The sequence below is a fragment of the Spirillospora sp. NPDC046719 genome (assembly GCF_040645715.1).
Taxonomy (GTDB): domain Bacteria; phylum Actinomycetota; class Actinomycetes; order Streptosporangiales; family Streptosporangiaceae; genus Spirillospora.
Window position 1 is genome coordinate 1 of sequence record NZ_JBEYYT010000405.1, and the last position, 8,458, is coordinate 8,458.

8 protein-coding genes are annotated in these 8,458 nt (G+C 72.4%); all 8 read left to right on the forward strand.

What is annotated here, in order from left to right; all coding sequences use genetic code 11:
• Window positions 1-154 precede the first annotated feature (154 nt).
• Window positions 155-463, forward strand: coding sequence for a DUF503 domain-containing protein (locus ABZ914_RS40930; RefSeq protein WP_347256664.1), 309 nt, complete (start codon window positions 155-157; stop codon window positions 461-463).
• A gap of 117 nt (window positions 464-580) precedes the next feature.
• Window positions 581-1,090, forward strand: a complete 510-nt coding sequence (gene rbfA, locus ABZ914_RS40935; protein WP_500200017.1) for a 30S ribosome-binding factor RbfA — start codon at window positions 581-583, stop codon at window positions 1,088-1,090.
• 302 nt (window positions 1,091-1,392) lie between these two features.
• A complete protein-coding gene (locus ABZ914_RS40940; protein ID WP_500200018.1) occupies window positions 1,393-2,547 on the forward strand; it encodes a DHH family phosphoesterase in 1,155 nt (384 codons plus the stop codon).
• A gap of 11 nt (window positions 2,548-2,558) precedes the next feature.
• A complete protein-coding gene (gene truB / locus ABZ914_RS40945; protein ID WP_500200019.1) occupies window positions 2,559-3,431 on the forward strand; it encodes a tRNA pseudouridine(55) synthase TruB in 873 nt (290 codons plus the stop codon).
• 206 nt (window positions 3,432-3,637) lie between these two features.
• Window positions 3,638-4,342, forward strand: a complete 705-nt coding sequence (gene trhA, locus ABZ914_RS40950; protein WP_500200020.1) for a PAQR family membrane homeostasis protein TrhA — start codon at window positions 3,638-3,640, stop codon at window positions 4,340-4,342.
• Window positions 4,343-4,452: 110 nt separating this feature from the next.
• On the forward strand, window positions 4,453-5,394 hold the full coding sequence (locus ABZ914_RS40955; RefSeq protein WP_500200023.1) for a bifunctional riboflavin kinase/FAD synthetase: 942 nt from the start codon (window positions 4,453-4,455) through the stop codon (window positions 5,392-5,394).
• Between the two features lie 189 nt (window positions 5,395-5,583).
• The gene (gene rpsO, locus ABZ914_RS40960; protein WP_021599383.1) at window positions 5,584-5,853 is read left to right on the forward strand and encodes a 30S ribosomal protein S15; all 270 of its coding nucleotides are present in this window, start codon (window positions 5,584-5,586) and stop codon (window positions 5,851-5,853) included.
• Between the two features lie 261 nt (window positions 5,854-6,114).
• The coding region (locus ABZ914_RS40965; RefSeq protein ID WP_500200021.1) for a polyribonucleotide nucleotidyltransferase at window positions 6,115-8,458 on the forward strand (2,344 nt) is incomplete at its 3' end.

Below are 8,458 nucleotides of genomic sequence, written 5' to 3' on the forward strand. Positions count from 1 at the left end.
GCGCGGGCGGCCGTCCGGGACGGACCGGTGAGAAAATGTGACACGACGCCAGGCGGTTCTTCTAGCCTGGCGTCTGTCATTCCCGGGCGCCCGCCCGCCGGGCGGCCCGGGAACACGGCGGCCGACCGCCGTCGTTCCTACTGTGGATCCCGAGGTGATCGACCAGGTGTACGTGGGTGCTCTGACGCTCGACCTGCTGCTGGGGGACGTACGGTCGCTGAAGCAGAAGCGGTCGGTGGTCCGGCCCATCATCGCCGAGGTGCGCAAGCACTTCCCGGGGGTGGCCGTCGCCGAGACCGGTGACAACGACCTGCACCGCAGAGCGGAGATCGGGATCGCCGTGGTCTCGGGCACCGCGGCCAACTGCACCCAGGTGCTCGACCAGTGCGAGCGCCTGGTGTTCGGGCGGCCGGAGATCGAGCTGCTGTCCGCGCGGCAGCGGCTGTACAACGACGAGGACTGACCGGCCGGAGTCCCGGCGCCGCCCCGGCGGAGCGGAGGACGGCCGGCCGGCACACCGGGGCCCGCGGGGGTTCGTCCCCAGCGGGACCTCGCGACCATAGAGAAAGGGAGTGCGATCATGGTGGACGCAGCTCGGGCGCGCAAGCTCGCCGACCGCATCCAGCAGATCGTGGCCGAGATGCTGGAGAGGCGGATCAAGGATCCGCGGCTCGGCTTCGTGACCGTGACGGACACCCGCATCACCAACGACCTGCGCGACGCCACCGTGTACTACACGGTGTACGGGTCGGACGGCGAGCGCGCCGAGACGGCGGCGGCCCTGGAGAGCGCCAAGGGCGTCATCCGGTCGGAGGTGGGCAGGAAGACCGGGGTCCGGCACACGCCCAGCATCACGTTCGTCATGGACTCCCTGATGGAGAACGCGGCGCATATCGACGACCTGCTCGCCAAGGCCCGCGCGAGGGACGCCGAGGTGGCGAGGGCAGCGCAGGGCGCGGCCCCGGCGGGGGAGGCGAACCCCTACCGCGAGCCCCCCTCCGCCGAGGACCTCGACGAGGACGAGGATCTGGACGACCTGGGCGCCGCGGAGGACGGTGAGGACGGCCGGTCCGGACGCCCGTCGTCGTGAACGGGCCGGAGGGGCGTGCGGAGGCATCGGGCTCCGCCCGGACCGGGGAGTGCGCCCTGCACGGGATGGGCGGTCACCTGGCGAGCGGCCATGACATCGTGCCGCGCGGCGGCGGCGTCCGCGGCGGCTCACCGGCGCAGCCCGCCCTGATCTCGAACGGCTCCGAGTCCGGCGGCTCCGAGGCTGGCGGCTCCGCTTCGAACGGGGCCGGTTCCAACGGGGCCGCTCCGAATGGCGCTGGGGTGAACGGCTCCGGCTCCGGCGGCGCCGGGGCGAACGGCTCGGCTCCGAACGGGGCCGGGGTGAACGGTGCCGAGGCACAGGCGGCGGTGCCGGCAACCGTCCGGATGGCGCCGCCGGAGACCGAGTACGCCGGTACGGGCACCGACGGAGCCGACGCGGCCGGCGGCACCGATGGAGCCGACTGGTCCGACGCGCCGGACGCCGCCCCTGACCGCCTGGACTGGGACCGGGCCGTCGAGCTGATCGAGGCGGCCGACGAGGTGTGCCTCGCCTGCCACATCGCCCCGGACGGGGACGCGCTCGGCTCGATGCTCGCGCTCGCGCAGGCGCTGCACGCGCTGGGCAAGCGCTGCCTGGCCTCGTTCGGCGAGCCGTTCGCGGTGCCGGCGATCCTGCGGTTCCTGCCGGGCCAGGAGTTCCTGGTCGAGCCCGCCCGGATGCCGGCCGCGCCGGCACTGATGATCTCCCTGGACGCGGCGGGGCAGGCGCGGCTCGGGTCGCTCGCGGAGGCGGCGGGGCGGGCCGGCGCGCTGATCGTCATCGACCACCACGCGTCCAATGTCGGGTTCGGCGGCGTCCGGCTGGTCGATCCCGACGCGGCCGCGACGGCGGTGCTGGTCGAGGAGCTGATCCGGCGGCTCGGCGTGCCGCTGGACGGCGACATCGCGCAGGGCCTGTACGCGGGCCTGGCCAGCGACACCGGCTCGTTCAAGTACCCGTGCACGACGCCGGAGGTGCACGACCTGGCGGGGCGGCTGCTGGCGGCGGGCGTCCGGCCGGAGGAGGTGAGCCGGGAGCTGTGGGACCGGGCGCCGTTCGGCTACCTCCAGGTGCTGGCCGGGGCGCTGTCGCGGGCCCGGCTGGAGCGCGACGCGGCGGACGGCCGCGGCCTGGTCTGGACGACGATCGCCCGCTCCGACCGGGAGGCCCGCGACGTCCCCTACGACCAGCTGGAAGGCGTGATCGACCAGCTCAGGCGGACCGACGAGGCCGAGGTCGCGGTCGTGCTGAAGGAGAACGACCGGGGCGAGTGGTACGTGTCGACGCGCGCGAAGGGCGCGGTCGACGTCGGCCGGGCCTGCGTGGCGCTGGGCGGGGGCGGGCACCGCACCGCCGCCGCGTTCACCATGGGCGGGGAGCCCGCCTGGATCATCGACCGGCTCCGGGCCGCGCTGCGCGGGCCGGACCGCACCGACGAGCAGACCGACGAGTAGAGAGCGCGCGCGTGGAGAACTCGGGACTTGTCATCGTGGACAAGCCGGCGGACTGGACCTCGCACGACGTGGTCGGGAAGATGCGGCGGCTGGCGAAGACGCGGCGCGTCGGCCACGCGGGGACGCTGGACCCGATGGCGACGGGCGTGCTCGTCCTCGGCGTCGGCAAGGCGACCCGGCTGCTCGGCCATCTCGCGCTGACCGAGAAGGGGTACGACGCGACGATCCGGCTGGGCGAGTCGACCAACACCGACGACGCCGAGGGCGAGATCACCGCCACCGCGTCCGCCGCGGGGGTGTCCGACGAGGCGCTGGCCGCCGGGATCGCGGCGCTGACCGGGCCGATCGAGCAGGTCCCGCCGCAGGTCAGCGCGATCAAGGTGAACGGGCAGCGGGCGTACAAGATGGCCCGCAAGGGCGAGGAGGTCGAGCTCGCCGCGCGGCCGGTGACGGTGCACGAGTTCCGGGTGCTGGACGTCCGCCGGCACGGCGAGGTGATCGACGTGGACGCGTCGGTGTCGTGCTCGTCCGGCACGTACATCCGGGCGCTGGCCCGTGATCTCGGCGCGTCGCTCGGCTGCGGCGGGCACCTGACGGCGCTGCGGCGCACCCGGGTGGGCCCGTACGACCTAGCGATGGCCCGCACGCTCGACCAGCTCGGCGAGAAGCTGGAGATCCTGCCGATGGCGGAGGCGGTCGCGGCGGCGTTCCCGCGCCGGGACGTGTCGGAGGACGACGCCCGCAAGGTCGCGCACGGCGGGCGTCTCGCCGCGGCCGGCCTGGGGCCGGGCCCCGTCGGCGTGTTCGCGCCGGACGGGACCCTCCTGGCCCTGGTCGAGGAGCAGGGCCGGGTCGCCAAGCCCCTCGCCGTCTTCGTCGGCTGACGCGGCGGCCCCGGCCAGGGTTGAGAACCGGGGCCCGGCCGGGGGTTGAGAACCGGGGCCCGGGCAACGGATCATGCGTGTCGACGGACGTCCGCGCTCGCCGGGCGGAGGGGCGCGTGGCGAGCGTCACCTCGCGGCGGCGGTGCGCGCGAACCTACGGTGGCGTAACCTACGTGACCGTAGGTTAGTTGCAGAGGAGGCTGCCAATGAACACGGTGACCGATCCCGTGACCGACCCCGCCGGCGACCCGGAAGCGGGCGCCGCGGTCGCGTCCCCGACCAAGCCGCGGATGCGCGGCTGGCTGCACCTCGGCGCGTTTCCCGCCGTCATGGTGGCCGGGCTCGTGCTCGTCGCGCTCGGCCCCACCCCGCTCGCCCGGCTCTCCTCGGCCGTCTACGTCGCCACGTCCGGGCTGCTGTTCGGGATCTCGGGGACGTACCACCGGCAGGCCGACTCGCACCGGCTCATCGAGGTGCTGCGCCGCTTCGACCACGCCAACATCTACCTGATCATCGCGGGGACCTACACGCCGTTCGCCGTGCTGGCCCTCGACGGCGGCGTCCGCATCGCCGTCCTGATCACGGTGTGGACGGGAGCCGTCGCCGGTGTGGTGTTCCGCACCACCTGGATCGGCGCCCCGCGCGCGCTCTACGTGACCCTCTACATCGTGCTGGGCTGGGTCGCCGTGTTCTTCCTGCCGCAGTTCCTGGACGGTGCGGGCCTCGTCGCCTGCCTCATGGTCGCGCTCGGAGGCATCTGCTACAGCGTCGGCGGGATCGTCTACGGGCTGCGCAAGCCCAACCCGTCGCCGCGCTGGTTCGGCTTCCACGAGGTGTTCCACGCCTGCACGCTCGCCGCGTACGTCCTGCAGTACATCGCCGTCTCGTTCGTCGTCTACCAGGCCGGGTGACGGCCGGGCGGGCCCGAAGCGCGCCCCCTCGGTAACGGCACCGGACGGCGCATGGCACCCTTATGTCGACAGAAGAACCCGCAGGGGACGTCCTACGCAGGGAGAGCATGGTGCGGCGCTGGCATGGCCTCGACGAGGTTCCCGCCGACTGGGGCCGTTCGGTGGTCACCATCGGGGTGTTCGACGGGGTGCACCTCGGTCATCAGCGGATCGTGGGCGCCGCCGCCGAGGAGGCGCGCCGCCGCGGCCTGCGCTCGGTGACGATCACCTTCGACCCGCACCCCGACGAGGTCGTCCGGCCCGGCACCCACCCGCCGCTGCTGGCCACCACCCAGCGGCGCATCGAGCTGCTGGAGGGCCTCGGCACCGACGCCGTCGTGGTCGTGCCGTTCACGCTGGACCTGTCGAGGACGCCGCCGGACGAGTTCGTCCAGCAGGTCCTGGTGGACCGGCTGCACGCCGCGCACGTCATCGTCGGCGAGGACTTCCGGTTCGGGCACAAGGCCAAGGGCGACGTCGCGCTGCTGAAGGAGCTCGGCGAAAAGTACGACTTCACCGCCGAGGGCATGCCGCTGGTCGCCAACGGCGACACGATCTCCTCGACCTACATCCGCGAGCGGCTGGAGTCCGGCGACGTCGCGGGCGCCGCCGCGGCGCTCGGCCGCCCGCACCGCGTCGAGGGCGTGGTCGTCCGCGGCCACCAGCGGGGCCGGGCGCTCGGCTTCCCCACCGCGAACCTGGAGACGCTGCCGCACACCGCGATCCCCGCGGACGGTGTGTACGGGGGCTGGCTCGTCGCCGACACCGACCGCTACCCCGGCTTCCGCTGGCCCGCCGCGATCTCCATCGGCACGAACCCGACGTTCGAGGGCGCGGGGGAGCGGACCGTCGAGGCGTACGCCCTCGACCGCGACGACCTCGACCTGTACGGCGAGCACATGGGCGTCGACTTCACCGCCCGCATCCGCGACACGCTGAAGTTCGACTCGATCGAGGCCCTCATCGAGGAGATGCGCCGCGACGTGGCGAGGGCCCGCGAGATCACTTCCTGAGGCCGTCAAGCGAGGTTCTCGGGCCGGTAATGCGGTCAGGCCGACATGGTACGGTGAAGAGTCGCCGGGTGGGTCCCGGCGCGGCTGGGCTGCACCCTCATGCGGCCCGCCACCTCTCAAAACGCACCATGCGGACCCGAGTGCCCACCGGCCCGGATCTGCGGGTGACGATCTCATCGAAGGAGCCACGTGTCGCTCGACACCGCCACCAAGAACCAGATCATCGCCGAGTACGCGACCACTGAGGGTGACACCGGATCCCCGGAGGTCCAGGTCGCGCTGCTGACGCGCCGCATCAACGATCTGACCGAGCACCTCAAGGAGCACAAGCACGACCACCACAGCCGCCGTGGCCTGCTGCTGCTGGTCGGCCGTCGTCGCCGGCTCCTGAAGTACCTGAGCAACAAGGACATCAACCGCTACCGGCAGCTGATCGAGCGACTCGGTCTGCGCCGCTAGCACGGTGAGGGAGTGGCCCGCCGGGCCGCTCCCTCTCTTTCTATGACCCGGGCGGGCCGCGACGGCCCGCCCGGCGGTAAAACCGAAGAGAAGACCCTCGCGGACACCGCTGGTGCGGGCCGGTCCTCGGTAGTGGCTTCCGGATCCGTTCCGCCGCATCGGCGGACCTGACGATCCGGGTGCTTCGATCGAAGACCGGCAGCGTGACAAGCCACGGGAAACGGCCGCGAGGACCGACGCCGAAACCTGAGGAGGTTTCCCGTGACAGAAGCCGTGCGCATCGACGGAGCGCAGAGCACCGAGGCCGTGATCGACAACGGCACGTTCGGCACCCGCACCATCCGCTTCGAGACGGGCCGGCTGGCCCGTCAGGCGGCCGGCTCCGCCGTCGCCTACCTCGACGACGAGACCATGGTGCTGTCCGCGACCACCGCGTCGAAGAAGCCCAAGGAGAACCTGGACTTCTTCCCGCTGACCGTGGACGTCGAGGAGCGGATGTACGCGGCCGGGCGCATCCCCGGCTCGTTCTTCCGCCGCGAGGGCCGGCCGTCCGAGGACGCGATCCTGACCTGCCGGCTGATCGACCGCCCGCTGCGGCCGTCGTTCCGCAAGGGGCTGCGCAACGAGATCCAGATCGTCGAGACGATCATGGCGCTGCACCCCGACCACCTGTACGACGTCGTGGCGATCAACGCCGCGTCGATGTCCACCCAGCTCGCCGGGCTGCCCTTCTCCGGCCCGATCGGCGGCGTCCGCGTCGCGCTGATCGAGGGCCAGTGGGTCGGCTTCCCGACCCACCCGGAGCTGGAGCGCGCGACCTTCGACATGGTCGTGGCCGGCCGGGTGCTGGAGGACGGCGACGTCGCGATCATGATGGTGGAGGCGGAGTCCACCCGCGACACCCTCAAGCTCGTCGCCGAGGGCGCGACCGCCCCGACCGAGGAGACGGTCGCGCAGGGCCTCGAGGCGGCCAAGCCGTTCATCAAGGTGCTGTGCCAGGCGCAGAGCGAGCTCGCGGCCGTCGCCGCGAAGGAGACCGCCGAGTACCCGATCTTCCTGGACTACCAGGACGACGTGCTCGCCGCCGTCACCGACGCCGTCAGCGAGGACCTCGCGCAGGCGCTGACCATCGCCGGCAAGCAGGAGCGCGAGTCCCGGCTCGACGAGATCAAGGCCGGCGCGGTCGAGAAGCTCGGCGAGCAGTTCGAGGGCCGCGAGAAGGAGATCTCCGCCGCCTACCGCGCCGTGACCAAGAAGCTCGTCCGCGAGCGGGTCATCCGCGACGGGCTGCGCATCGACGGCCGCGGCCTGAAGGACATCCGCCAGCTCACCGCCGAGGCGCACGTGCTCCCGCGGGTGCACGGGTCGGCGCTGTTCGAGCGCGGCGAGACGCAGATCCTCGGCGTGACGACGCTGAACATGCTCCGCATGGAGCAGATGATCGACACGCTGAACCCCGAGCGCACCAAGCGCTACATGCACAACTACAACTTCCCGCCGTACTCCACCGGCGAGACCGGCCGGGTGGGCTCGCCCAAGCGCCGCGAGATCGGGCACGGCGCGCTCGCCGAGCGCGCGCTGATCCCGGTGCTGCCGTCCCGCGAGGAGTTCCCGTACGCGATCCGGCAGGTGTCGGAGGCGCTCGGGTCCAACGGCTCCACCTCGATGGGCTCGGTCTGCGCGTCCACCATGTCGCTGCTGGACGCGGGCGTCCCGCTCAAGCAGATGGTGGCGGGCATCGCGATGGGCCTGATCAGCGAGGGCGGCGAGTACGTCACGCTGACCGACATCCTCGGCGCCGAGGACGCCTTCGGCGACATGGACTTCAAGGTCGCCGGCACCCGCGACGTCATCACCGCGCTGCAGCTCGACACCAAGCTCGACGGCATCCCCGCCTCGGTGCTGGCCGCCGCGCTGAAGCAGGCCAAGGGCGCCCGGCTGGCGATCCTGGACGTGATGCAGGAGGCCATCGAGGCGCCCGCCGAGATGAGCCCGAACGCGCCGCGGATCATCACGATCAAGGTCCCGGTCGACAAGATCGGCGAGGTCATCGGCCCGAAGGGCAAGATGATCAACTCGATCCAGGACGACACCGGCGCCGACATCACGATCGAGGACGACGGCACGATCTACGTCGGCGCGACCGACGGCCCGTCCGCCGAGGCCGCGCGGACCGCGATCAACGCGATCGCGAACCCGCACATGCCGGAGGTCGGCGAGCGGTTCCTCGGCACCGTCGTCAAGACCACGACGTTCGGCGCGTTCGTGTCGCTGCTGCCCGGCAAGGACGGCCTGCTGCACGTCTCGCAGATCCGCAAGCTGCACGGCGGCGCCCGGATCGAGAACGTCGAGGACGTCATGGGCGTCGGCGAGAAGATCCAGGTCGAGGTCACCGAGATCGACCAGCGCGGGAAGCTGTCGCTGGTGCCCGTCGAGGTGATCGAGCGCGAGTCCGCCGAGCGCGCCGAGCGCGGCGACGAGCCCGCCGCCGCCGAGGCCGACGGCGGCCCGGACGAGCTGGCTCCCGATGGGATCGGCCGGGAGCGTCGTGTAGGTGGGGGCGTAGTCGCGGGCGTCGGGCAGCGGAACGAAGGCGGTGCCGTTC

Coding starts and splice junctions, on each gene's coding strand:
- rbfA (WP_500200017.1), top strand. CDS start 581: ATGGTGGACGCAGCTCGGGCGCGCAAGCTCGCCGACCGCATCCAGCAG.
- trhA (WP_500200020.1), top strand. CDS start 3,638: ATGAACACGGTGACCGATCCCGTGACCGACCCCGCCGGCGACCCGGAA.